The following is a 24,618-nucleotide window of genomic DNA, read 5'->3' as shown; positions in this document are numbered from 1 at the left end:
CTGCCCCGTGTTGATCTGAGTCAGCCGAGGAACAGCCGGTAGGCCGGGTTGTCGCTTTCGTCCCAGTAGCGGTAGCCCATGGCGTCCAGCGCTGCCGGCAGGCCTGGCTGCTCGTCCTGCGGCACTTCCAGGGCGGCAAACACCCGCGCCTCGGCAGCGCCGTGGTTGCGGTAGTGGAACAGGCTGATGTTCCAGCGCTTGCCCAGGCGTTCGAGAAAGCCCAGCAAAGCCCCTGGGCGCTCGGGGAACTCGAAACGCAGTACGCGCTCGTCCGCTCCCGGCCCGGCATGCCCGCCGACGGTATGGCGCACGTGCGCCTTGGCCAGTTCGTTGTCAGTCAGGTCGAGCACCGTATAGCCCTGCTCGCGCAGGCTGGCCAGGAGCTTGTCGCGCGGGTCGGTCTGCGGGTGGGTCTGCACGCCAACGAACAACCGCGCCTCCTTGCCCGGGTAGTAGCGATAGTTGAACTCGGTGATCTGGCGCTTGCCCAGAGCCTGGCAAAAGGCGCGGAAACTGCCCGGCTGCTCGGGGATGGTCACGGCGATGATCGCTTCGCGCTGCTCGCCAAGTTCGGCGCGCTCGGCGACATGGCGCAGGCGGTCAAAGTTGACGTTGGCACCGGAGTCAATGGCCACTAGGGTCTGGCCCTGCACGCCTTCGCGGGCCACGTACCTCTTGATCCCGGCCACGGCCAGGGCGCCGGAGGGCTCGGTGATCGAGCGGGTGTCGTCGTAGATGTCCTTGATCGCCGCGCACAGCTCATCACTGCTGACGGTGATCACCTCGTCGACATAGTGGCGACACAGCTCAAAGCAATGGGCGCCGATCTGCGCCACTGCCACGCCTTCGGCAAAGCTGCCGACCTGGGCCAGTATCACCCGCTCGCCGGCGGCCATGGCCGCTTGCAGGCAATTCGAATCCTGCGGTTCGACGCCGATGACCTTGACCTCGGGGCGCAGGTATTTGACATAGGCGGCGATGCCGGCGATCAAGCCGCCGCCACCGACCGGGACGAAGATCGCATCCAGCTCTGCGGGTTGCTGGCGCAGGATCTCCATGGCCACCGTGCCCTGGCCGGCGATCACGTCCGGGTCGTCGAACGGCGGCACGAAGGTCGCGCCTTCGCTGTCGGCCAGTTTCAGGGCATGGGCCAGGGCGTGGGGGAAGCTTTCGCCGTGCAGCACCACCTGGCCACCGCGCGAACGCACGCCCTCGACCTTGAGTTCCGGGGTGGTGGTCGGCATCACGATGGTGGCGCGCATGCCCAGCTCGCGGGCGGCCAGGGCGACCCCCTGGGCATGGTTGCCAGCGGACGCTGTGATCACCCCGTGCTGGCGCTGGGCCGGGCTCAGGCGACTGAGACGGGTATAGGCACCGCGGATCTTGAAGGAAAAGGTCGGTTGCAGGTCTTCACGCTTGAGCAGCACCTGGTTGCCGAGGCTGCGCGACAACGCCGGCGCCGCTTGCAGGGGCGTTTCGATCGCCAGGTCGTACACCGGCGCTGCAAGAATGCGGCGCACGTAGTCAGACAGCAGGTTCAGCGGCGCGGACGGTGTGCGGGGGCTAACGGCAAGGCTGGTCATCGGTGACTCCTGGTTTTTTTAAAGTGCCCAGGAGAGAGAGAAAGAACCCGCCTCCAGGGCGGGTTCGGTGCAAGTGCCAGCTAGCCCGCCAAAACGATAATGGCGGTAATAATGCTGTGCTGAGGCGACTGCAGGAATGTGTTCATACCCGCGAAGCTAGCGCAGCCGCCCAGGCAAAGTCAAGCAGGCTCACGCGCAGAATCGGGCACATCGAATACCCGGTCGAACGCCCACTGGAATACCAAGGCATAGACGAAGAAGAACACGAACAGTGCCAGGTTGGTCACCAGCGCCGCCCACAGGCTGATCTGCAGCCAGCCGGCAACCACCGGCAAGAGGATCAGCACCAGCCCGCCTTCAAAACCCAGGGCGTGCAGAAAACGCCGCCCCAGGGTGCGCTGGCGCTGGGCCTGACGGGCTTCCCAGTACTCGAATGCCCAGTTGTAGAACATGTTCCAGGCCAGGGCCACCGCCGAGAGAATCAGCGACAGCGCGGTGGAATGGGCCATGCCGGCATCGAAGGCCCAGGACAGGACCGGCGCGACGCACAGTACGGCGATGGTTTCGTAGAGAATGGCCTGGACGATCTTGCGTGCCTTGCCTTGCATGTCTGGCTCCCTGAACGTCAATGAAGCCCCACCCTAGCCGCGTTGAGGCGGCGCTTCAATTGAGCTAAATTGAGCCTCCCTCAATTGGCTTGAGCACCGTGTTCGCCAAACTGCCCCTGACTGCCCTGCGCACCTTCGAATCGGCGGCCCGTCTGGGCGGCTTCAAGGCTGCCAGCGAGGAACTGGCGGTCACCCCGGCGGCGGTTTCGCACCAGATCAAACGCCTGGAGTCGCACCTGGGGCTGCTGCTGTTTGAACGCAGCACGCAGGGGGTCAGGCTCAGCGACGCCGGTGAGCAACTGTACCTGCAGGTGCACCAGGGCCTGGCCAACCTGCAACGCAGTGTCGATGCGTTGCAACCGCCCTGCGATCGCCAGCAACTGACCCTGACCACCACCGCAGCCTTTGCCAGCGCGTGGCTGATTCCGCGACTGGGTGATTTCCATTGCCGCTACGCTGACATTCAGGTACGGGTACTGACCGGCAGCGACGTGGTCGACCTGCAGCGCGACCACCGTTTCGACCTGGCCTTGCGGGCCGAATTCACTCCCGACCCGGCGTTGCAGCGGTTGCCGTTGCTGGCCGAGCATTTCTCGGTGTACACCCCGCCCGGCTGGCAGGAACCGCCTGCCAATCTGCCCCTGGCGTTGCTTGAGGTGCCGTGGACTTCGGTCAGTGGCGTGGTCATCGACTGGGCCCGCTGGTGTGCATTGGCCGGGTGTGAAGACTGGTTGCTGCGGGCGCGTTTTCATCACTATGACGATGAACACCATGCCCTGCAGGCGGCCGCTGCCGGCTATGGACTGGTGCTGGCCAGCAACGTGCTGGTCGCCGACAGCGTGCGCCAGGGCTTGCTGCAACCGTGGCGCGAAGACGTGCGCTTGCCGGCGGCGCAGTACAGCGCGGTGTGGTTGCCGGGCCGTGAGCGCGAGCCTGCAGTGCGCACGTTTCTCGATTGGCTGGAACATCAGCTCAGGCGTTGAGAAATCCCTGGCAAGCCAGCTTCCACAGGGCCGGGCTAGACAGATCCACTGTATTTGCGCCGAACTGAATTAAATCCATTCAATCTCGCGCACAAATTGATTACCCTGCTGCGCCCCTCGGCTTGCAACACCCCTATCCCAGCCCCTTGGCAGAAGGAGGAGACCCGGCTCATGCTCGCGGCTCTCGACATGCATCAGGACGATGCCGCGCTACCTAAGCGGGTCAGTCATCACGCTATCAACCAGCACCTGCGCAGGCCGATACAACTGGCCAGTGTCTTGCTGTGCTTTTACGCCGCGCCCAGCCTCGCTGACAGCCGCGAGTGCGAGCGCCTGCGCCAGGCAGCGCCGGCCAACCCCAGCGTCAGCCAGTTACGCGCCCTGGGCCGCTGCGCCATGCCCCAGCGCCCGGGTGAGGCGGTGATCTATTACCAGGCCGCCGAAGCACGTGGCGATACTGGCAGCCGCCTGCCGCTGGCCGACGCCCTGGAAGCGTCGGGCGACTCTATTGCCGCCCTGGCGATCTGGAAAACCCTGGCTGACAACGAGTGGACCGCCAACGCTCGACTGACTGCCGCACGCAGTGCGCTGAATGCCGACAACGCTTACCTGGCATACACCTATTGGAAGCAGGCCGCGCCGGTAACGGCCGATGACTGGGCGCTAGGCGCCGCCATCGCCCAGCGTGAGTTCCAGGTTGACCAAGCCATGGACTACCACCGCGAAGCCCTCAAGCTGCAACCTCGCGCCGATCGTTATTACGCCGCGGCGGTAACCGCTGCGCAGAATCGCCACCTGCAGCAGAGCACCGCCTGGCTGGCCGAAGCCGTACGCCTGGCGCCGGAGCAGCCACGCTACGGCGCCGACTACGGCATGCGCCTGGCACGCTCGGAGGAAGAAGCGACCCGCGCCCGCTCGATCCCTTACCTTGAACGCGCCACCCAGGCCTTCCCTGAGGACTATCGCCTCGGCGAAACCCTGGCCTGGCGTTACGACGAAGTGGCCAACAGCGCCGCCGCGCGCAAGGAGCTGCGCCGGGCACTGGATGTCGAGCAGGCGCTGGTCGACGGTGACGACGTGTTCGGCAGCCTGCAAGCGCGCACGTACCAGCAGCGCCAGGTCCACGAACGCTTGTCACGGCGCGACAGCATCACCCTGTCCAGTACCTGGGCACCTGCCGGGATGCCGAGCAACAACACCTTGCGCGATAACCGCGCGGACGGCCGTGGCGCCTCGCAGAACGTACAACTGGCGATGTGGGACCACGCCCTGGGCGACGAACCGAGTCGCAACGCCCGCACCTTCTCGGTCTATGCCCGGGCGCTGTTCGGCGCCAGTGGTCGCAACGACTACGCGCAGACCATGGGCACCGGTGTCGGCCTGCGCTACAAGCCGTTCAGCAGCAGTGACCTCAACCTGTACACGGAGCTTTATCATCAGCGCCGGATCGACGACGCCCACTACGGTGGCTTGAGCCTCGGCCAACTGATCAGCCCGAGCAAGGGCGGCGACAACTATGCCGACCTGCGCGGTCACGCCGAATCGAGCAACGACCTGCTGCTGCGCGCCACCAACTCGCTCCTCGACCAGGGCAAATGGCGCAGCGACTGGCGGGCTGAAGAAGATGAGTGGGACGAGCGCTTCCTGTACCTGGACGCTGCCTGGTGGACCCGCGCCGGTGACCACCAATGGCTGTCGCGCTACCAGCGCGGGCACACCTGGAAGCTGTCCGGCAGTGTCCCACAGACGCTGATGCCCTACGGTTTTCTCGAGTTCTCAAACCAGCAGCCCGACAACCAATGGCGTCAGGACCTGCGCACCGGGCTGGGTCTGCGTTGGCAATGGTGGTTCGACGACGACCGCTACAACGCCTACCGCGGTTCGCTGAAAGTACGCGCCGAATACCAGCAGTCGCTGGGCGGCAATCTTTATGAACACGCCAACGGCGTGTTGCTGGGTGCGGAGTTGACCATCTGATGCGCCGCTTGATCGCTGTACTGCTGTTCGTCCTGAGCCTGTCGGCAACAGCTGACCAACACTTGTTCTACCAACCGCTGGAGCGCGACGCGCAGGTAAGCCAGGCACAATGGCGCACGCTGTGGAAAGCCAGCGTCGCCCAAGGAGGCAAGACCCTGATCGTGCAGTGGAGCGCCTATGGCGACAGTGACTTCGGTGGCGCCCAGGGATGGCTGGCCAACAGCCTGCGCCTGGCCCACGAACAAGGCCTGCAACTGGTGCTGGGGCTGTACATGGACGCGGCCTACTCCCAGCGTATCGACGAACTGGACGGCATCGGCCTGATGGCTTACTGGCAAACCCAGCTGGACAATTCCCTGGCCCAGCAACGCAAGGTGCGCGAGCAGTGGCAACTGCCCGTATCAGGCTGGTACCTGCCGATGACGCTGGACGACGGGCACTTTCACAGTGCCGACCGCCGCCAGGCGCTTTACACCCAGTTGCAAGCCTTCAACCGCCGCCTCGATGCGCCGCTGCATATCAGTGCCTTCAGTACCGGGCGCCTGAGCCCGGCAGTCAACGCCCGCTGGCTCGAGCAACTGGCCAGCCTCAAGCTGCAGGTCTGGTGGCAGGATGGCGCCGGCAGCACACGCCTGGCACCGCTGGTACGCCAGGGTTACCTGGACGCGCTGCCCGACAGCATCGGTATCGTCCCGGCAGGATCGCCCCTTGTCCCACGATAAGGCCATGGCCCGGGCCGCTCAGGCCAGCCCGCCAAAGCGCTTGTAGAAGTTTTCCCCCACGTCCGGCAACGGTCCATCGGCGGTTTCCATGGCGCTGGCCAGCCATTGCTCGGCCGGGGCAACGATCAGCCGGTACAGGTTGCGGCACAGTTGCCGGGCAGCGCGGCCTTCCCAGTCCCCCGGCAGCAGCTCGTCGGGCAGTTGCGGGTCACGCAGCAACAGCTTGCGGTACTCATGAATCAGCAGGATCCGGGCCAGGAAGCAGTCCTGCGGATCGAGCGTGGCGTGCTCGCGCAGGCTCTGCCAGAGCGGCCGGAACAGCTGGATGAACTCGCTGTAATGGGCTGCCAGCTCCTCGAGGTTCCAGCTTTCGCGCACTTGCATGCGCAGGGCCCGCGAGGCCAGAACATCCTGGGTGGTGGTCTCGAACAAAATGGTGTCTTCCTGCACGCCAAGCTCCAGCAAGGTGGCATTGACGTCGCCGCGGTCAAAGCGCGGCGAGGCCAGCACCGTTGGCGCAATCGCAGCAAACCCCTGCCATTCGAGCTCCTCACGCACCTGCTTGCGCTTGTCGGCGGCCAGTTGAGTCAGCATCGCCAGGCACCATGAGCCGTCCCAGGCCGGCAGGTTGGCGCTGTACACACGCTTGAAAGCCTTGTCGAAACGCCGCCGGCCAGTACCGGTCAGGCTGTAGTAACTGCGCCGTCCAACTTTCTCTGCGGTCAGCCAGTTCTCTTTGGTCAGGCGAAAGATCGAGGTGCGGATCAGCCGCTCGTTGATGCCCATGGGTTCGAGCAACTGAATCAGGCTGCCCAGCCATACGGTGCCGCCATGGGGCTCGATGGCATCGCCATACAAGGTGATGATCAGTGAACTGGCCCGTATGGGTGTCTGCTGCTGAAAACGGTGGATCAGCTGATTGAGCGGTGTCAGGGACGACATAAACGGTCCATCGAAAAAGTTGAAATATACCCCGCCGCCCAGTTCAAGACTACGCCGGCCCTGTTACCCGAAAGGTTCAGGTGCTGCTGGCGGCCTTGGGACGATGCGCGCTGTGGCTGATGCGTGGCCGGTCGGCTTCGGCAGCCGGCAACGGCGCGCACTCCACCAGGCTGCGACAGCGCAGGCCGAGGAGTTGATACTCACGGGTGCCGGCTTGCTTCCAGGCCACTTCCTCATCGCTCAAGCGCCGGCTGACCCGGGCCGGGGAGCCGATCACCAGCGATTGTTCGGCGCAGGTGAAGCGGGCCTTGACCAGGGCGCCGGCCGAGACGATCGAACGCGCGCCGATGCGTGCGTGGTCGAGCACCACGGCATTGATGCCGATCAGCGCATCGGCCCCCACCCGACAGCCATGCAACACCGCGCCATGACCAACATGGCCGTCACGCTCGACCACCGTATCACTGTCGGGGAAACCATGCATGACGCAGGTGTCCTGCAGATTGGCGCCCTCTTCCAGCACGATGCGCCCGAAATCACCGCGCAAACTGGCCAATGGGCCAATGTAGCAACGGGGGCCGACGATCACGTCGCCGATCAGCACGGCACTTGGATGCACATAGGCACTGGGGTCGACCACCGGGGTGAGGCCATCAAGGCTATAGCAAGGCATGGTGAGGATCCTCGGAATATTTAACCGCATTACCTAATATCTAATATCACTTCTCGTATCGCTTTAACAGGTTACCTCAAGGGACAGACCGCCCTTAAAATCCAACATACTCCTGAATCAACCCATAGAAATGGTACAGCCACAGAACAGTCAGGACACGTTTTATTATTTTAATATTGTTTTTCTGTATCGCTTCATGCTTATACTTCAGCAAAACGGCCCACGCCCGTCCAACAAAAATACCGGCCTTGACGCCCGCCTGCCCTGCGAGACCCTTGCCATGCCGCATACCCTTGCCGTGCACACCGATCAGGCCGTTTGCCTGATCACCCTGCAACGCCCTCAAGCGCTCAACGCACTGAACACTGAACTGCTGGCCGAGCTCGCCGAGCAGCTGCGGCGCTGCACCAGCGACGACAGCATTGGCGCCGTGGTCCTGACTGGCAGCCGCAAGGCCTTCGCCGCCGGCGCCGACCTTAACGAAATGGCCAGTCGCGACCTGGTCGGCATGCTCAACGATCCGCGCCAGGCGCACTGGCAAAGCATCAGTCAGTTCGCCAAACCGCTGATTGCGGCCGTCAATGGCTACGCCCTGGGCGCTGGCTGCGAACTGGCGATGCACGCCGACATCCTGATTGCCGGCGAAGACGCCCAGTTCGGCCAGCCGGAAATCAACCTCGGGATCATGCCCGGGGCTGGCGGCACCCAGCGCCTGCTGCGGGCGGTTGGCAAGTCGCTGGCCATGCAGATGGTCCTCAGCGGCGAACCGATCAGCGCCAGACGCGCCCTGGAAGCTGGCCTGGTCAGCGAGATCACCCCACCGGAGCTGACGGTCGAGCGCGCCCTGCAGCTTGCCCAGCGCATTGCCAGCAAAGCACCGCTGGCGCTGCGCCTGGCCAAGGAAGCGCTGCTCAAGGCTCAGGACCTGGACCTGGCCAGCGGCCTGCGTTTTGAACGCCATGCTTTCACCCTGCTGGCCGGCACTGCCGACCGCAACGAGGGCATACGCGCCTTCCAGGAAAAACGCCGCGCCCACTTCGGCGGCCAATAAGCCCCTTCGATCCACCTGCAACCAAAGGCAGACACCATGAGTTTCGAGCACATCCTGTTTTCCATCGACGCTGGCATCGCCCTGCTCAGCCTCAATCGCCCCGAGCAACTGAACAGCTTCAACAGCCAGATGCATGAAGAAGTCCAGCAGGCGCTGCGCCAGGTGCGCGGCAATGCAGACGTGCGGGTACTGCTGCTGACCGCCGAGGGCCGCGGCTTTTGTGCAGGCCAGGACCTGGCCGATCGCAATGTCGCCCCCGGCACCGAGGTACCGGACCTGGGCGAATCCATCGAGCGCTACTACAACCCGCTGGTGCGCACCCTGCGCGAGCTGCCGATCCCGGTAATCTGCGCGGTCAACGGCGTCGCCGCCGGCGCTGGCGCGAACATACCGCTGGCCTGCGACCTGGTGCTGGCGGCACGCTCGGCCAACTTTATCCAGGCGTTCTGCAAGATCGGCCTGATCCCGGATTCGGGCGGCACCTACGCGTTGCCACGGCTGGTCGGCATGGCCCGGGCCAAAGCCCTGGCGATGCTCGGCGAGCGCCTGAGCGCCGAACAGGCCGAGCAATGGGGGCTGATCTATCGCTGCGTCGACGACGCCGAGCTGCGCGACGAAGCGATGAAGCTGGCCCGTCACCTGGCCACCCAGCCCACTTACGGCCTGGGGCTGATCAAGCGCGGCCTGCATGCCAGCCTGGACAACAGTTTCGACCAGCAACTGACCCTGGAGCGCGACCTGCAGCGTCTGGCCGGGCGCAGCGAAGACTACCGCGAAGGCGTCAGCGCCTTCATGGCCAAGCGTACCGCCCAATTCAAAGGGCGTTGAGCATGACCGCCCTCAGCAACAACGTCATGGTCGCGGTGATCGGTGCCGGGGCCATGGGCGCCGGTATCGCCCAGGTGGCGGCCCAGGCCGGGCACCGGGTGCAGTTGTACGACAGCCGCCCCGGCGCCGCCGCCCAGGCCATTGCGAACATCGACCAGCAACTGGGCAAACGCGTAGCCAATGGCAAGCTCGCCGCCGACGCCCGGGCCGAATGCCTGGCTCGCCTGCAACCTGCGGCGAACCTCGACGAGCTGGCCGATGCCGGCCTGGTGATCGAGGCCATCGTCGAGAACCTTGAGGTCAAACGTGAGCTGCTAGGCCAATTGCAAGCGCTGTGCCGCAGCGACTGCATCCTGGCCAGCAACACCTCTTCACTCTCGATCACGCAACTGGCTGCCGGCCTTGCACACCCGCAGCGGCTGGTGGGCATGCATTTTTTCAACCCGGCGCCGGCCATGGCCCTGGTCGAAGTGGTCAGCGGCCTGGCCACTGCCAGCGAAATCGCCGAATGCATCAAAGACACCGCCCGGGCCTGGGGCAAGCAGCCGGTGCTGGCGCGCTCCACCCCGGGTTTTATCGTCAACCGGGTCGCGCGGCCGTTCTACGCCGAAAGCCTGCGCCTGCTGCAGGAGAATGTCAGCGATTGCGCCAGCCTCGATGCCTTGCTGCGCGAGGCTGGCGGCTTTGCCATGGGCGCCTTCGAGCTGACCGACCTGATCGGCCATGATGTCAATTACGCCGTGACCTGCTCGGTATTCGACGCCTACTACCAGGACCGGCGCTTTACCCCGTCGCTGGTACAAAAGGCACTGGTCGACGCCGGCTACCTGGGGCGCAAGAGCGGCCGGGGCTTCTATGATTATCACGCCGATGCGACACACCCACAGCCGTTGAACCTGCAAAGCCAGGTGGCGCCCGACACCCTGTTCGTCGAAGGTGATCCTGGCTTGCTCGCGCCCCTGCTTGAACGCCTGGCCACCGCAGGCCTGGCGCTCAGCCAGCGCCCCGGCAACGGCCTGCTGCGCATCGGCCAGGCCACCCTGGCACTGAGCGATGGCCGCCTGGCCAGCCAGCGCGCCCGGGATGAGGGCCTGGACAACCTGATCCTGCTCGATCTGGCGCTCGATTACGCCAGCGCCAAACGCCTGGCTATCAGTTGGGCGGCCGGCACCGCGCCCGCTGCCATCGACCAGGTGGTGGCCCTGCTCAATGCCGCCGGCATAGCGCTAACCGCGCTGCGCGACAGCCCGGCCCTGTGCGTGCTGCGCACCGTGGTGTGCCTGGCCAACGAAGGCGCCGACGCGCTGCTACAGGGGGTGGCCTCGGCCGCAGACATCGACCTGGCGATGTGCGCCGGGGTCAATTACCCCTGCGGCCCACTGGCCTGGGCCGATGCCCTGGGCATCGATTTCACGGTGCAGGTGCTCAGCCACCTGCAAACCGCCTACGGCGAAGAACGCTACCGCCCCTCCCTGCACTTGCGTCGGCTGTTGGCCGAAGGAGCCTGCTTTCATGAATGAACGATTGGACCTTGCCAGCCGTTGCGCCCAGGCGCTCTTCGAACGCGACCCGGCCAGCCAGGGCATGGGCATGCGCCTGCTGGCCGCCGGCCCCGGCAGCGCCCGGGTTGGCATGAGCGTGCGCCAGGACATGCTCCAGGGCCATGGCACCTGCCACGGTGGTTACCTGTTTGCCTTGGCCGATTCGGCCTTTGCCTTTGCCTGCAATAGCCACAACGAGGCCACCGTCGCCCTGGGCTGCAGCATCGACTACGTCGCCCCGGCGCAGCTGGGCGACACCCTCACCGCCACCTGCAGCGAGCTGAGCCGCAGCGGACGTACCGGCAACTATGCCGTACGCATCGAAAACCAGCAGGGCCAGCTGATCGCCCTGTTTCACGGCAAGTCCTACAAAGTCCGCGGCACGGTGTTGCCCGAGGAGCCCCTGGCATGACCGACGCCCTGATCATTGACGCCTTGCGCACCCCCATCGGCCGCTACGCTGGCGCCTTGAGCAGCCTGCGCGCCGACGACCTCGGCGCCCTGCCCCTGCGCGCCCTGTGCCAGCGCCACCCGCAGGTCGACTGGACGGCCGTCGACGATGTGATCTACGGCTGCGCCAACCAGGCCGGTGAAGACAACCGCAACGTCGCGCGCATGTCGGCGCTGCTGGCGGGCCTTCCGCCCAGCGTGCCCGGCACCACGGTCAACCGCCTGTGCGGTTCCGGGCTGGACGCAATCGGCAGCGGCGCCCGCGCCATCCGCTGTGGCGAAGCCGGGCTGCTGCTGGTGGGCGGGGTCGAATCGATGTCGCGAGCGCCGCTGGTGATGGCCAAGGCCGAACAGGCGTTTTCGCGCCAGGCCGAACTGTACGACACTACCCTTGGCTGGCGCTTCGTCAACCCGCTGATGCAACAGCAGTACGGTATCGATTCGATGCCGGAAACGGCCGAGAACGTCGCCGCGCAGTTCAATATTTCCCGGGCCGATCAGGACGCCTTTGCCCTGCGCAGCCAGCAGCGTGCCGCGGCGGCCCAGGCCAACGGCCGCCTGGCCAGGGAAATCGTGGCGGTGACCATCGCCCAGCGCAAAGGGCCGGCGACCGTCATCGACCGTGATGAACACCCGCGCGCCGAGACAACCCTGGCGCAGCTGCAAAAGCTGCCTACGCCCTTTCGTGCCAATGGCACGGTAACCGCCGGTAATGCATCAGGGGTCAATGACGGCGCCTGCGCCCTGCTGCTGGCCAGCCGCGCACAGGCCGAGCGCTTTGGCCTCAAAGCCCGCGGGCGAGTGCTGGCGATGGCCACGGCCGGGGTCGAGCCCCGGATCATGGGCATCGGCCCGGTGCCGGCGACACGCAAGGTACTGGCACTGGCCGGGCTGACCGTCGCCGACATGGACGTTATCGAGCTTAACGAAGCCTTCGCTGCACAGGGCCTGGCGGTGCTGCGCGAACTGGGGCTAGCCGACGACGACCCGCGGGTCAACCCCAACGGCGGCGCCATTGCCCTGGGGCATCCGCTGGGCATGAGCGGCGCGCGCCTGGTGACCACGGCCCTGCATGAACTGGAACAACGCCAGGCGCGTTATGCCATGTGCACCATGTGCATCGGCGTCGGCCAGGGCATTGCCTTGATTATCGAGCGCCTGGAGGGCTGAAGTCGTATCCTAGAACCACACTCAAGCCGCGTGCGACGGCAATCAACAACAACAATTAGAGTGAAGCCATGAACATGCACATCGCCACCCCCGCCGTGCTCGATCCACTGGAAACCGCCAGCATCGATCAATTGCGCCAGCATCAGTTGCAGCGCTTGCGCTGGAGCCTGCGCCATGCCTACCAGAACGTGCCCATGTACCGGCAGCGTTTTGATGAACTGGGCGTGCACCCTGATGACATCCGCTCGCTCGACGACCTGGCGCGCTTTCCCTTTACCTACAAGGCCGACCTGCGCGACAACTACCCCTATGGCCTGTTTGCCGTACCGCTGCACGATGTGGTGCGCCTGCATGCCTCAAGCGGCACCACCGGCAAACCGACCGTGGTCGGCTATACCCAGAACGACATCGACACCTGGGCCAATGTCGTCGCCCGCTCGATCCGCGCCGCCGGCGGGCGGCGTGGCGACAAGGTCCATGTGGCCTATGGCTACGGCCTGTTCACCGGCGGCCTGGGTGCCCACTATGGCGCCGAACGCCTCGGCTGCACGGTGATCCCGATGTCCGGCGGGCAGACTGAAAAGCAGGTGCAACTGATCCGTGATTTTCAGCCCGACATCATCATGGTCACCCCCTCGTACATGCTCAACCTGGCCGACGAGATCGAGCGCCAGGGCATCGACCCGCATTCGCTGGCCCTGCGCCTGGGGATTTTCGGCGCCGAACCCTGGACCCCGGAACTGCGCCGCGCCCTGGAGGCGCGCCTGGGCATCGACGCCCTGGACATTTACGGGCTCTCGGAAATCATGGGCCCCGGGGTGGCCATGGAGTGTGCTGAAAGCAAGGACGGCCCGACTGTCTGGGAAGACCACTTCTACCCCGAGATCATCGACCCGGTCACGGGCGCCGTGCTGCCCGACGGCGAGCTGGGCGAACTGGTGTTCACCTCGCTGAGCAAGGAAGCGCTGCCGATGATCCGTTACCGCACCCGTGACCTGACCCGCCTGCTGCCCGGCACGGCGCGACCGATGCGGCGTATCGACAAGATCACCGGGCGTAGCGATGACATGCTGATCGTTCGCGGGGTGAACGTGTTCCCGACCCAGATCGAGGAACAGGTGCTAAAAATAAGACAGTTTTCTGAAATCTATGAAATTCATCTGTATCGCAATGGAAATCTCGACAGCGTCGACGTTCATGTCGAACTCAAATGCGAACACCAACACCTGGACCCGAGGTGCCAGCAGGACCTGTGCAGCGAGCTGAGCCGGCATATCAAGACCCATATCGGCATCAGCTCGCGCGTGGTTCTGCAGCCCGCCTATTCGATCAAGCGCTCGGAAGGCAAGGCCTGTCACGTCTTCGACAAGCGTACCTAGGATCAATACCTGCCGCGCCGCACCCGCCGGGGCTTCTTTTAGGTTCTTCAGGCCATCCCTGGGCCATGGGCCCTGGGATGGATGTTGAGGCTGCCAGCTTATCCATTCGTTGTGGCGTGGCTGCCGACCCCTTCCGCCCTTACGGCGGCCTACTTTTCTCTTGGGAGGAAGTAGGCAAAACCGCTTGCTCCTGTATACGGCCCTACGCTGCGCTTCGGGTCCCTTCGCTACGGCACCCCGCAAGAGCGCCACAGCGAATGGATAAGCGCTCCGTTACGCCCGAACAAAGCGATACACAAATCAGTTCTGATACACATTTTTGTGTTTGATATTTTGCCCTGTATCACATATAACTGTCTCCAGCCTCAAAGCCCCCTTCATAAAAGGCTGGAGAACCCCATGTACGCACAACTGGTAGAAACCGGCGTCAAGCGCCTCAAGAGCCTGGATGAGATGTCCGCGCAAGAGCGCGCGTTCCAGCAGCGCATCGATGACGAAATCAAGATCGAAGCCAAGAACTGGATGCCCGACGCCTACCGCCAGACCCTGATCCGGCAGATCTCGCAACACGCGCACTCGGAAATTGTCGGCATGCTGCCGGAAGGCAACTGGGTGACCCGCGCCCCGACCCTCAAGCGCAAACTGCAACTGATGGCCAAGATCCAGGACGAAGCCGGCCACGGCCTGTACCTGTACAGCGCCATGGAAACCCTGGGCGCCGACCGCGACAGCGAAATCGCCAAGCTGCACAGCGGCAAGGCCAAGTACTCAAGCATCTTCAACTACCCGACCCTGAGCTGGGCTGACATGGGCGTAGTGGGCTGGCTGGTCGATGGCGCGGCCATCGTCAACCAGGTGGTGCTGCAGCGCACCAGCTACGGCCCCTATTCACGGGCGATGATCCGCATCTGCAAGGAAGAGAGCTTCCACCAGCGCCAGGGCTACGAAATGCTCCTGACCATGATGCGCCATGGCACCCAGGCCCAGAAGGACATGGTCCAGGACGCCATCAACCGCCTCTGGTGGCCATCGCTGATGATGTTCGGCCCCAGCGACGAGCATTCGCCCAACAGCGCCCAGTCCATGGCCTGGAAGATCAAGCGCCAGAGCAACGACGAACTGCGCCAGCGCTTCATCGACCAGACCATCCCGCAGCTCGAACTGCTCGGCTGCAGCGTCCCGGATCCGGCCCTGAAGTGGAACGCCGAGCGCGGTCATTACGACTTCGGCCAGATCCAGTGGGACGAGTTCTACGAAGTGCTCAAGGGCAACGGCCCGTGCAACCAGGAGCGCGTCGCCACCCGGCGCCAGGCCATCGAGGATGGCGCCTGGGTCCGCGCCGCCGCAGTTGCCCATGCGCGTAAAAAACACAACAAGATCGCTGCCTGACCGGAGAGCCCGTCATGTCCGAATGGACCCTGTTTGAAGTATTCGTGCGCAGCAAGCACGGCCTGAACCACAAGCATGTCGGTAGCGTCCACGCCGCCGACGCCACCATGGCGATCGAGAACGCTCGTGAGCTGTACACCCGCCGCAACGAAGGCGTCAGCCTGTGGGTAGTGCCCTCGGCGCTGATCATTGCCTCCTCGCCCGACGAGAAGGAGCCGCTGTTCGACCCGTCGCAAGACAAGGTCTACCGCCACGCCAGCTTCTATGAGCTGCCGGCCGAAGTGGGGCATATGTAACATGACCCAGGACCTGATCCCCTACCTGTTGCGCCTGGGCGACAGTGCCATGATCCAGGGCCAGCGCCTGTGCGAATGGTGTGGCCACGCGCCGGCGCTGGAAGAAGAACTGGCGCTGATGAACGTCGGCCTCGACCTGGTCGGCCAGGCCCGCAACTGGCTCGACTACGCGGCGGAACTTGCCGACGACGGCCGTGACGCCGATCACCTGGTGTTTCGTCGCGATCAGCGCGACTACCGCAACCTGTTGCTGGTCGAGCAGCCCAATGGCGACTTCGCCGTGACCATGCTCAAGCAGTTTCTCTACGACGCCTGGCATTTGCAGGTGCTCGAACAACTGAGCCAGTCGCTTGACCCGCGCATCCAGGGCATTGCCGCCAAGGCGTTGAAAGAGGTCACCTACCACCTGCGCCGCTCCGGCGAGTGGCTCGAACGCCTGGGCGATGGCACTGAAGAAAGCCACCGGCGCATGCTCGCAGCCATCCCTCAGGTGTGGCGCTTCACCGTTGAGCTGGTCAATAGCGACGCACTCGAACAACGCCTGTTCGCCGCCGGCATCATCGGCGACCCGCAGGCCATCGCCAGCGCCTGGCTGGGTCAGGTCGCCGCGACTTTCGAGCGCGCCACCCTGCCCTTGCCGGCACCCGCCAGCCACTTCTACCTCGACAGCCGCCGCGGCCTGCACAGCGAACACCTGGGCCTGTTGCTGGCTGAAATGCAGTTCCTGCCACGAGCCTACCCCGATGCAACCTGGTGAACTGATTGCCAGCGACCGCGGCGCCCGCGCGCCGCGTGGCGACGACCTGCGCCAGGGTTGGGCGGTGCTGGCCGAGGTCATGGACCCGGAAGTCCCGGTGGTCAGCGTGGTCGACCTGGGGATTGTCCGCGACCTGAGCTGGGAGGCCGGCCACCTGCAGGTGGTGGTCACCCCGACCTACTCCGGCTGCCCGGCCACCGAGGTGATCGAGCAGGACATCACCCAGGCCCTGGAGGATGCAGGCTTTGTCGCGCCACGGCTCAAGCGCCAGTTGAGCCCGGCCTGGACCACCGACTGGATTACCGCAGCCGGCCGGCAACGCCTGCAGGCCTACGGCATCGCCGCACCCCAGGGCAGCGCCAGTAAACGCAGCCTGCTCGGTGACAGCCCGCTGATCAGTTGCCCGCAATGCGGCAGCAGCCACACCGAATTGCTCAGCCAGTTCGGCTCCACCGCCTGCAAGGCGCTGTATCGCTGCTGCGACTGCCGTGAACCTTTCGACTATTTCAAATGCATCTGAGCGCACCTCGCTGCGCCTGATGGAGAACCACCATGAGCCAGTTCCATAGCCTTACCGTCAAGCAAGTGCGCAATGAAACCCGCGATGCGGTGTCGATCCTGTTCGACGTCCCGGATGACCTGCGCGAACAGTTTCACTTTGTCCAGGGCCAGTACCTGGTCATGCGCACCCACCTGGACAACGAAGAAGTACGCCGCTCCTATTCCATCTGCACCGGGGTCAACGATGGTGAGTTGCGGGTGGCGGTCAAACGCGTCGCCGGTGGGCGCTTCTCGGCTTTTGCCAACGAGGTGCTGGCGGCGGGCGACGTCCTCGAGGTCATGCCCCCGGCCGGCACCTTCAATGTCCAGCTCGATCCCACGCGCCAGGGCAACTACCTGGCCGTGGCGGCCGGCAGCGGCATCACGCCGATCCTGTCGATCATCAAGACCACCCTGGAGCACGAACCGCACAGCCGCTTCACCCTGCTCTACGGCAACCGTGCCAGCACCTCGGCACTGTTTCGCGAGCAGCTCGAAGACCTGAAGAACCGTTACCTGCAACGTCTGAACCTGATCTTCGTGTTCAGCCGCGAGCAACAGGACATCGACCTGTACAACGGCCGTATCGATGCCGACAAATGCAACCTGCTGTTCAGCCGCTGGCTGGATGCACCACGCCTGGATGCCGCATTCATCTGCGGGCCGCAGAGCATGACCGAAATGGTCCGCGACAGCCTCAAGGCCAATGGCCTGGCAGCTGAACGCATTCATTTCGAGTTGTTCGCTGCCGCTGGCAATGAGCAACGCCGCCAGCAGCGTGAAGCGGCCCGGGTCGAGAACCCGCAGAGCAGCCAGATCACCGTGATCAGCGACGGCCGTGCGCTGGCCTTCGACCTGCCGCGCAACACCCTGAGCGTGCTGGACGCCGGCAATGCCATCGGCGCCGAGCTGCCCTACTCGTGCAAGGCCGGAGTGTGCTCGACCTGCAAGTGCAAGGTCATCGAAGGCGAAGTGGAAATGGACAGCAACCACGCCCTAGAAGACTACGAAGTGGCCGCCGGCTATGTACTGTCGTGCCAGAGCTATCCGCTCAGCGCCAAGGTGGTGCTGGACTTTGACCAACTGTAAGGCCAAGGAGCCGCAAACGACGCTAGCCGCTGTACCCCGCGTGTCCTGACAACAACCAACAATAAAAAGAGAACGCTCATGACCCCCAACGACATCGAAAGCATCACCCGACACCCCGACTTCCAGCAGTTGGTCAGACGCAAGCGCCGCCTCAATGGCGTCCTGACCCTGGCCATGCTGGTTATCTATTATGGTTTCGTTTTGCTGGTGGCCTTCTCCCCCGAGACCCTGGGCCAGTCATTGAGCGGTGGGGTGACCACGGTCGGCATGCTGGTCGGGGTACTGATCGTGCTGGCCTCGTTTGCCCTGACCGGGATCTACGTGCACCGCGCCAACAATGTGCTCGACCCCTTGAACGACAAGGTCAAGCGGGAGTGTGCACAATGAACTGGACCGCGATCGCGATGTTCCTGCTGTTTGTCCTGTTCACCCTGGGCATTACCCGCTGGGCGGCGCTGCGTACCCGCTCGGCGAGCGACTTCTATACCGCCGGTGGTGGCTTGACCGGCTTTCAGAATGGCCTGGCCATTGCCGGCGACATGATCAGCGCGGCCTCCTTTCTCGGCATCTCGGCGATGATGTTCCTCAACGGCTACGATGGCCTGCTGTATGCCCTGGGGGTACTGGCCGGCTGGCCGATCATCCTGTTCCTGATTGCCGAGCGCCTGCGCAACCTGGGTAAATACACCTTTGCCGACGTGGTCTCCTACCGCCTGGCACAGACCCCGGTGCGCCTGACCTCGGCCTTCGGCACCCTGACCGTGGCGCTGATGTACCTGGTGGCGCAGATGGTCGGTGCCGGCAAACTGATCGAACTGCTGTTCGGTATCAGCTACTTCAATGCGGTGCTGCTGGTCGGGGTGCTGATGGTTTTCTACGTGACCTTCGGCGGCATGCTGGCGACCACCTGGGTACAGATCATCAAGGCCGTGTTGCTGCTCTCGGGCACCAGCTTCATGGCCTTCATGGTGCTCAAGCACTTTGGCTTCAGCACCGAGGCGATGTTCGCTGGTGCGGCGGCAGTGCACGCCAAAGGCACGGCGATCATGGCCCCCGGTGGCTTGCTGTCCAACCCGATAGATGCCATTTCCCTGGGTCTTGGGATGATGTTTGGCACAGCGGGGCTGCCACATATCCTCATGCGTTTCTTTACCGTCAGTGACGCCAAGGAAGCGCGCAAGAGCGTGTTCTATGCCACCGGTTTCATTGGCTACTTCTACCTGTTGCTGATCGTGGTCGGCTTTGGCGCCATCGTCATGGTCGGTACCGAGCCCGCCTACCGCGATGCCAGCGGCGCAATCATCGGCGGCGGTAACATGATCGCGGTGCACCTGGCCCAGGCGGTAGGTGGCAACCTGTTCCTCGGTTTCATTTCGGCGGTGGCCTTCGCCACGATCCTGGCCGTGGTCGCCGGCCTGGCGCTGTCTGGCGCCTCGGCGGTGTCCCATGACCTGTATGCCTGCGTGATCCGCAAGGGCCAGGCCACCGAGAAGCAAGAGATGCGTGTCTCACGCCTGGCTACCTTGGGCATTGGCGTGCTGGCGATCATTCTCGGGCTGATGTTCGAGTCGCAGAACATCGCCTTCCTCTCCGGCCTGGTGCTGGCCATCGCCGCCTCGGTCAACTTCCCGGTGCTGTTCCTGTCGATGTTCTGGAAAGGCCTGACCACCCGCGGAGCGGTGGTTGGCAGCATGAGCGGGCTGATCTCGGCGATCGTCCTGCTGGTGCTCAGCCCGGCGGTGTGGGTCAACGTCCTGCATCACCAGCAGGCGCTGTTCCCGTACAGCAACCCGGCGTTGTTCTCCATGAGCCTGGCCTTCTTCGGCGCCTGGCTGTTCTCGGTCACCGATACCTCGACACGGGCCGCCGAGGAGCGGAGCCGTTATCTTGCGCAGTTCATTCGTTCCATGACCGGGATCGGCGCAGCAGGCGCCAGCAAGCACTGACACCAACAACAAAAACGATTGTCGGGTATAAAAATAATGAACCACATTCGCCTCAAGCCAGCCTCGCTGCTGGCCAGCCTTGCCCTGCCCATGGTCGCCGCACCGGCCATGGCGGATTTTTTCGCTGACAGTCATGCCAGGCTGGAGCTGCGCAACCATTACCTGAACCGCGATTTTCGTCAGGACAACGCGCCCCAGGCCAAGGCCGAGGAATGGGGCCAGGGCTTCACGGCAAAACTGGAGTCGGGCTTTACCGACGGCCCCGTGGGTTTTGGCGTCGACGCCATGGGCCAACTGGGGATCAAGCTCGACTCCAGCCGCGACCGCCGTGGCACGGGCCTGTTGCCCTACGGGCGCAACAGCCTGGAACCGGCCGACGACTACAGCGAACTGGGCCTGACCGCCAAGCTGCGCGCCTCGAAAAGCGTATTGCGCCTGGGCACCCTGCAGCCGTTGTTGCCGGTGGTGGTATACAACGACACCCGCTTGCTGGCCTCGACCTTTCAGGGCGGCCTGCTCACCAGCCAGGAAATCGACGGTCTGACCGTCAACGCCGGGCGCCTGACCAAGGCCAACCTGCGCGACTCTTCCAGCCGTGACGATATCGGCTATGGCGCGGCCAGCAGCGACGGCTTCGACTTTGCTGGCGGCAGCTATGCTTTCAACCCGCAACTGAGCCTGAGCTACTACTACGGCAAGCTTGAGCAAATCTACCGCCAGCAGTTCGTCGGCCTGGTGCATACCTTGCCATTGGCCGAGGGCCTGAGCCTGCGCAGCGACCTGCGCTACTTCGACAGCCGCGGCGATGGCGCCGAGCGTGGCGGACAGATCGACAACCGCAACTTCAACGCCAGCTTCGCCCTCGGTGTGCGCGCGCACAAGTTCACCGCCAACCTGCAACAGATGTCGGGCGACAGTGCCTTTCCGTTTCTCAACGGTGGCGACCCCTACACCGTCAACCTGGTCACCTACAACACTTACACCCGCGCCGGGCTGGACTCCTGGCAACTGCGCTACGACTACGACTTCGCCGCCCTTGGCATCCCGGGCCTGAGCTTCATGACCCGCTATACCGACGGCCGTCACGCCAAGGCCGGAACCATCGACAACGGCCGTGAGCGTGAGCGCGACACCGATATCACCTACGTGATCCAGAGCGGCCCGCTGAAAAACGTCAGCCTGCGCTGGCGCAATGTCATGTTTCGCTCGGGCAACGGCCTGACCACGGCGCTGGACGAAAACCGCCTGATCATCGGCTACACCCTGGCGCTGTGGTAAGCGCCAGGTCCATTGGCAATCGATTACCTGAAACCGGAGGACATCCGATGTCTGCTGCCCCTACCTTGCAAAGCTTCATTGCCGGCCGATGGATCGGCCAGCACGGCGCCACGCCGCTGCGCAGTGCCCTGGACGGCCATATCATCGGTTACAGCCACGCGGAGCGCCCGGACTTTGCCGAGGCCATCGAGCATGCCCGCGTTCAGGGCCTGCAGGCCCTCATGGCCATGGACTTCCAACAACGTGCCGCCCGGCTCAAGGCCCTGGCCCTGTACCTGAGCGAGCGCAAGGAGCAGCTCTACGCCCTCTCCCACCACAGCGGTGCGACCCGGGCCGACAGCTGGATCGACATTGAAGGCGGCAACGCCACGCTGTTCGCCTATGCCGGCATCGGCGCACGGGAGCTGCCATCGGGCAATGTGTTTCACGAAGGCCCGGCCATCCCCTTGAGCAAACAGGGCTCGTTTGTCGGCAGCCATATTCTGGTGCCGCGGGCGGGCGTCGCGGTGCATATCAATGCCTTCAACTTTCCGATCTGGGGCATGTTGGAGAAGTTCGCCCCGACCTTCCTGGCCGGCATGCCGTGCATCATCAAGCCGGCCACCGCCACCAGCTACCTGACCGAAGCCGTGGTACGGCTGATGGAGCAGTCTGGACTGCTGCCAAGCGGCAGCCTGCAACTGGTGATCGGCCGCACTGGCGACCTGCTCGATCGCCTGCAAGGCCAGGATGTCGTGACCTTTACCGGCTCCGCCGACACTGCGGCAACACTGCGCGTCACGCCTAACCTGATCCGTCACTCGGTGCCGTTTACCGCCGAGGCCGACTCGCTCAACTGTTCGATTCTCGGCCCGGACGTCAAACCGGGCGATCCGGCTTTCGAGCTGTACATCAAGGAAGTGGTTCGCGAAATGACCACCAAGGCGGGGCAAAAGTGCACGGCGATTCGCCGCGCCATCGTCCCGGCAAGCCATATCGACGCCGTGGCCAGTGCCCTGCGTGAGCGCCTGAGCAAGGTGATGGTGGGTGATCCATCGGTAGAGGGCGTGCGCATGGGCGCCCTGGCCTCCCATGACCAGCAGCGCGACGTCGGCGAGCGCTTGCACAGCCTCCTGCAAAGTTGCGACCAGCTGTTCGGCGCCAGCGATGGCTTCGCCCCGCGTGGCGAAGGGGTCAGCGAAGGCGCGTTCTTCGCCCCGACCCTGCTCCAGTCCCGCGACCCACACGCCGAAGGTGGCGCCCATGACATCGAGGCCTTCGGTCCGGTCAGCACTTTGATGGCCTACCACGACCTCGATGAAGCCCTGGCCCTGGCGGCCCGGGGCAAAGGCAGCCTGGTCGCGAGTTTGGTGACCTGCGACCGCCAGGTGGCGGCCAGGGTCATTCCGGCCGCTGCCGCCTGGCATGGCCGCTTGCTGATCCTCGACCCGGAGGCGGCGGTAGAATCCACCGGCCACGGCTCGCCGTTGCCGCAACTCAAGCACGGCGGCCCGGGCCGTGCCGGTGGCGGCGAAGAGCTCGGCGGCCTGCGCGCGGTCAAGCATTACCTGCAGCGGGCGGCAATCCAGGGCTCGCCGAGCATGCTCATGGCGGTCACGGGTGAATATGTGCGCGGCGCTGAGGTGATCGAAAGCGAAGTGCATCCGTTTCGCCGCTACTTTCAGGACCTGCGCATCGGCGAATCGCTGCTGACCCACCGGCGGACCGTCACCGAAGCCGACCTGGTGAACTTCGGCTGCCTGTCGGGCGACCATTTCTACATGCACTTCGACGACATTGCCGCCAAAGATTCGCAATTCGGCAAGCGCATCGCCCACGGCTACTTCGTGCTCTCGGCCGCAGCCGGCTTGTTTGTCAGTGCCGCCCCTGGCCCGGTGCTGGCCAACTACGGCCTGGACACCCTGCGCTTCATCAACCCGGTGGGCATTGGCGACACCATCCAGGCCCGGCTGACCTGCAAGCGCAAGATCGACCAGGGCAAAAGCAGCCCACAAGGCATCCCGCAAGGGGTGGTGGCCTGGGATGTGGAGGTGACCAACCAGTTGGCTGAGGTGGTGGCCAGTTATGACATTCTGACCTTGGTGGTCAAACGTCAGGACTGAGCGCTTGGCGTCAGCCCCGTGGCAACCTGATCTTGAACTGCGCCCCACCGAGCGCCGATTGCCCGACGGTCAGCGTGCCACCCTGGCCTTCGATGGCCCGGCGGCTGATCGCCAGGCCCAGGCCGAAGCCACCGGTGGTGCGGTCGCGGCTGCGGTCCAGGCGGTAGAACGGCTGGAAGATCAGCTCACGCTGATCAGGGGGGATGCCGATGCCATCGTCCTCCACAGTCAGCAGGCAATGGCCCTGCGGGTCCAGGCTCAGGCGCAGGAGAAGTTGCCCGTCGCAGTAGCGCATGGCGTTGCGCACCAGGTTCTGCAATGCCCGGGCAGTCAGACGCGGGTCGAGGATAAAGCGCGGCAGGTTGTCGTCAGCGCGCACCTGCCATTCGATACCACGGCCATCGAGCTCCTCGGCAAAGCTGCCGAGGATGCTGTCGACCAGTTCCAGCAACGAGACCTCGACCCGCTCGCGGGCCTGGTCGGCGTTCTGCAGGCGGCTGTAGGACAACAGTTCGAGCACCAGTTCATCCAGCTCACGAACATGCCCGACCAGTTCCAGCAGGCGCTTGCGGCAGTTGGGCGGCACCTCGTCGAACAACAGCACCAGGCCGAAATCCAGGCGGGTCAGCGGCGTGCGCAGTTCATGGGACACGGCATTGAGCAGTTCGCGCTGCTGGGTCAGCAGGCGTTCGACGTCCTGGGCCATGGTGTCGAAGACCTGGGCCAGTTCGCCGATGTTCGAGCGCGGCGGAATATGCGTGCGCTGCGACAACTCGCCCTGGCCCAGGCGTCGGGCGGTTTCCTTGAGGCGTTCAAGGTCGCGCCAGTGCGGCCACACCCAAAACAGCAGGCAGCCGAGCAAGGCGGCACCGATCAGCACGGTCACCCCCCAGGACAGCAGGCTGATGTCCAGTGGGTCGGGCGGGTTGCGCAGCTCCACCAGCCAGGTGTCGTCCAGCGGCGCCAGGGCGGTATCGTAATAGCCCCAGTCGCCCAGGCGCACCACGTTTTCGCCAGCCTTGAGACGATCACGCTCCTCATAGGACAGGCCGATCTGGTCCTGGCGCCGCAACTCGATCTGCAGCGGGGCGAACTCGGCGTCCAGCTCGCGGGCCTTGGCCGGCCATTCGCTGGCTGGCAACTGGGTGAACTGCTTGACGATCAAGCGTTGCACGCCGCGCGACTGGTCAAGGTTGTAGGCGATGAAGCGCTGGTGAAAGGCACCGACGATGGCATCCGGGATCAGGAAGATCGCCCCGGCATAGGCAACGATGGTGATCAGGTACAGGCGAATGAGGATCTTCAGCATGAGCC

General features: G+C 64.4%; 21 protein-coding genes and 2 pseudogenes. 18 read left to right on the top strand and 5 right to left on the bottom strand.

All coding sequences use genetic code 11. The features are described 5' to 3' along the window. Window positions 1-20 precede the first annotated feature (20 nt). Window positions 21-1,583 (bottom strand): threonine ammonia-lyase, biosynthetic, encoded by a 1,563-nt coding sequence (gene ilvA, locus F8N82_RS09475; protein WP_052251451.1) that lies wholly within the window; start codon window positions 1,581-1,583, stop codon window positions 21-23. A gap of 179 nt (window positions 1,584-1,762) precedes the next feature. Then, window positions 1,763-2,191, bottom strand: a complete 429-nt coding sequence (locus F8N82_RS09470; protein WP_038995013.1) for a PACE efflux transporter — start codon at window positions 2,189-2,191, stop codon at window positions 1,763-1,765. Between the two features lie 98 nt (window positions 2,192-2,289). Here F8N82_RS09470 and F8N82_RS09465 point away from each other — a divergent pair, with 98 nt between their 5' ends. The 3 genes and pseudogenes from F8N82_RS09465 to F8N82_RS09455 all read left to right on the top strand — a co-directional run bounded on the left by F8N82_RS09465 (window position 2,290) and on the right by F8N82_RS09455 (window position 5,873). Next, a complete protein-coding gene (locus tag F8N82_RS09465) occupies window positions 2,290-3,174 on the top strand; it encodes a LysR substrate-binding domain-containing protein (RefSeq protein ID WP_191626726.1) in 885 nt (294 codons plus the stop codon). Window positions 3,175-3,480: 306 nt separating this feature from the next. Then, window positions 3,481-5,151: pseudogene (locus F8N82_RS09460) on the top strand (NfrA family protein); the annotation flags it as partial. After that, a complete protein-coding gene (locus F8N82_RS09455) occupies window positions 5,151-5,873 on the top strand; it encodes a DUF4434 domain-containing protein (protein ID WP_080764729.1) in 723 nt (240 codons plus the stop codon). The pseudogene F8N82_RS09460 and the gene F8N82_RS09455, both read left to right, overlap by 1 nt. Window positions 5,874-5,891: 18 nt before the next feature. Here the strand turns inward: F8N82_RS09455 and paaX are convergent, their stop codons facing one another. Beyond that, on the bottom strand, window positions 5,892-6,815 hold the full coding sequence (gene paaX / locus F8N82_RS09450) for a phenylacetic acid degradation operon negative regulatory protein PaaX (RefSeq protein WP_038995012.1): 924 nt from the start codon (window positions 6,813-6,815) through the stop codon (window positions 5,892-5,894). Between the two features lie 76 nt (window positions 6,816-6,891). Next, window positions 6,892-7,488 (bottom strand): phenylacetic acid degradation protein PaaY, encoded by a 597-nt coding sequence (locus F8N82_RS09445; RefSeq protein WP_038995011.1) that lies wholly within the window; start codon window positions 7,486-7,488, stop codon window positions 6,892-6,894. A gap of 280 nt (window positions 7,489-7,768) precedes the next feature. Between F8N82_RS09445 and paaF the strand changes: the two genes are divergently transcribed. The 15 genes and pseudogenes from paaF (at window position 7,769) to paaZ (ending at window position 23,304) form a co-directional block, all read left to right on the top strand. Further along, window positions 7,769-8,539: a 2,3-dehydroadipyl-CoA hydratase PaaF gene (gene paaF, locus F8N82_RS09440; RefSeq protein WP_038999326.1), complete on the top strand. Its 771-nt coding sequence runs from the start codon at window positions 7,769-7,771 to the stop codon at window positions 8,537-8,539. A 36-nt stretch (window positions 8,540-8,575) separates the two neighbouring features. Further along, entirely contained in the window at window positions 8,576-9,367 is a 792-nt protein-coding gene (gene paaG, locus F8N82_RS09435; RefSeq protein ID WP_038995010.1) for a 2-(1,2-epoxy-1,2-dihydrophenyl)acetyl-CoA isomerase PaaG, read from the top strand. Window positions 9,368-9,369: 2 nt separating this feature from the next. Continuing rightward, window positions 9,370-10,887 (top strand): 3-hydroxyacyl-CoA dehydrogenase PaaH, encoded by a 1,518-nt coding sequence (gene paaH / locus F8N82_RS09430; protein WP_038995009.1) that lies wholly within the window; start codon window positions 9,370-9,372, stop codon window positions 10,885-10,887. Beyond that, a complete protein-coding gene (paaI, locus tag F8N82_RS09425; protein ID WP_038995008.1) occupies window positions 10,880-11,320 on the top strand; it encodes a hydroxyphenylacetyl-CoA thioesterase PaaI in 441 nt (146 codons plus the stop codon). Before paaH ends, paaI begins: the two co-directional genes overlap by 8 nt. Further along, a complete protein-coding gene (gene pcaF, locus F8N82_RS09420; protein WP_038995007.1) occupies window positions 11,317-12,528 on the top strand; it encodes a 3-oxoadipyl-CoA thiolase in 1,212 nt (403 codons plus the stop codon). The genes paaI and pcaF overlap by 4 nt, the downstream gene beginning before the upstream one ends. A gap of 68 nt (window positions 12,529-12,596) precedes the next feature. After that, entirely contained in the window at window positions 12,597-13,907 is a 1,311-nt protein-coding gene (gene paaK / locus F8N82_RS09415) for a phenylacetate--CoA ligase PaaK (protein WP_038995006.1), read from the top strand. Window positions 13,908-14,306: 399 nt separating this feature from the next. After that, window positions 14,307-15,296, top strand: coding sequence for a 1,2-phenylacetyl-CoA epoxidase subunit PaaA (gene paaA / locus F8N82_RS09410; RefSeq protein WP_038995005.1), 990 nt, complete (start codon window positions 14,307-14,309; stop codon window positions 15,294-15,296). 14 nt (window positions 15,297-15,310) lie between these two features. After that, window positions 15,311-15,592 (top strand): 1,2-phenylacetyl-CoA epoxidase subunit PaaB, encoded by a 282-nt coding sequence (gene paaB, locus F8N82_RS09405; RefSeq protein ID WP_010225256.1) that lies wholly within the window; start codon window positions 15,311-15,313, stop codon window positions 15,590-15,592. 1 nt (window position 15,593) lies between these two features. After that, window positions 15,594-16,349 carry a 1,2-phenylacetyl-CoA epoxidase subunit PaaC gene (gene paaC, locus F8N82_RS09400; RefSeq protein ID WP_038995003.1) on the top strand — a complete coding sequence of 252 codons (756 nt, stop codon included), beginning with the start codon at window positions 15,594-15,596 and terminating at the stop codon, window positions 16,347-16,349. Then, the gene (paaD, locus tag F8N82_RS09395) at window positions 16,336-16,869 is read left to right on the top strand and encodes a 1,2-phenylacetyl-CoA epoxidase subunit PaaD (RefSeq protein WP_038995002.1); all 534 of its coding nucleotides are present in this window, start codon (window positions 16,336-16,338) and stop codon (window positions 16,867-16,869) included. The genes paaC and paaD overlap by 14 nt, the downstream gene beginning before the upstream one ends. Before the next feature lie 32 nt (window positions 16,870-16,901). Continuing rightward, the gene (paaE, locus tag F8N82_RS09390) at window positions 16,902-17,978 is read left to right on the top strand and encodes a 1,2-phenylacetyl-CoA epoxidase subunit PaaE (RefSeq protein ID WP_038995001.1); all 1,077 of its coding nucleotides are present in this window, start codon (window positions 16,902-16,904) and stop codon (window positions 17,976-17,978) included. A 78-nt stretch (window positions 17,979-18,056) separates the two neighbouring features. Then, window positions 18,057-18,365 (top strand): DUF485 domain-containing protein, encoded by a 309-nt coding sequence (locus F8N82_RS09385; protein WP_038995000.1) that lies wholly within the window; start codon window positions 18,057-18,059, stop codon window positions 18,363-18,365. After that, window positions 18,362-19,924 (top strand): annotated as a pseudogene (locus tag F8N82_RS09380) (cation acetate symporter); the annotation flags it as partial. The gene F8N82_RS09385 and the pseudogene F8N82_RS09380, both read left to right, overlap by 4 nt. 36 nt (window positions 19,925-19,960) lie before the next feature. Further along, window positions 19,961-21,202 carry an OprD family porin gene (locus F8N82_RS09375; RefSeq protein ID WP_038994998.1) on the top strand — a complete coding sequence of 414 codons (1,242 nt, stop codon included), beginning with the start codon at window positions 19,961-19,963 and terminating at the stop codon, window positions 21,200-21,202. Window positions 21,203-21,249: 47 nt separating this feature from the next. After that, window positions 21,250-23,304 (top strand): phenylacetic acid degradation bifunctional protein PaaZ, encoded by a 2,055-nt coding sequence (gene paaZ / locus F8N82_RS09370; RefSeq protein WP_038994997.1) that lies wholly within the window; start codon window positions 21,250-21,252, stop codon window positions 23,302-23,304. Between the two features lie 10 nt (window positions 23,305-23,314). Here the strand turns inward: paaZ and F8N82_RS09365 are convergent, their stop codons facing one another. Then, the gene (locus F8N82_RS09365) at window positions 23,315-24,613 is read right to left on the bottom strand and encodes an ATP-binding protein (RefSeq protein ID WP_038994996.1); all 1,299 of its coding nucleotides are present in this window, start codon (window positions 24,611-24,613) and stop codon (window positions 23,315-23,317) included. Window positions 24,614-24,618 lie beyond the last annotated feature (5 nt).

Origin of the sequence: Pseudomonas fluorescens (genome assembly GCF_902497775.2) — a bacterium.
Taxonomy (GTDB): Bacteria; Pseudomonadota; Gammaproteobacteria; order Pseudomonadales; family Pseudomonadaceae; genus Aquipseudomonas; species Aquipseudomonas putida_F.
This window is presented reverse-complemented; position numbering and strand designations above follow the sequence as displayed.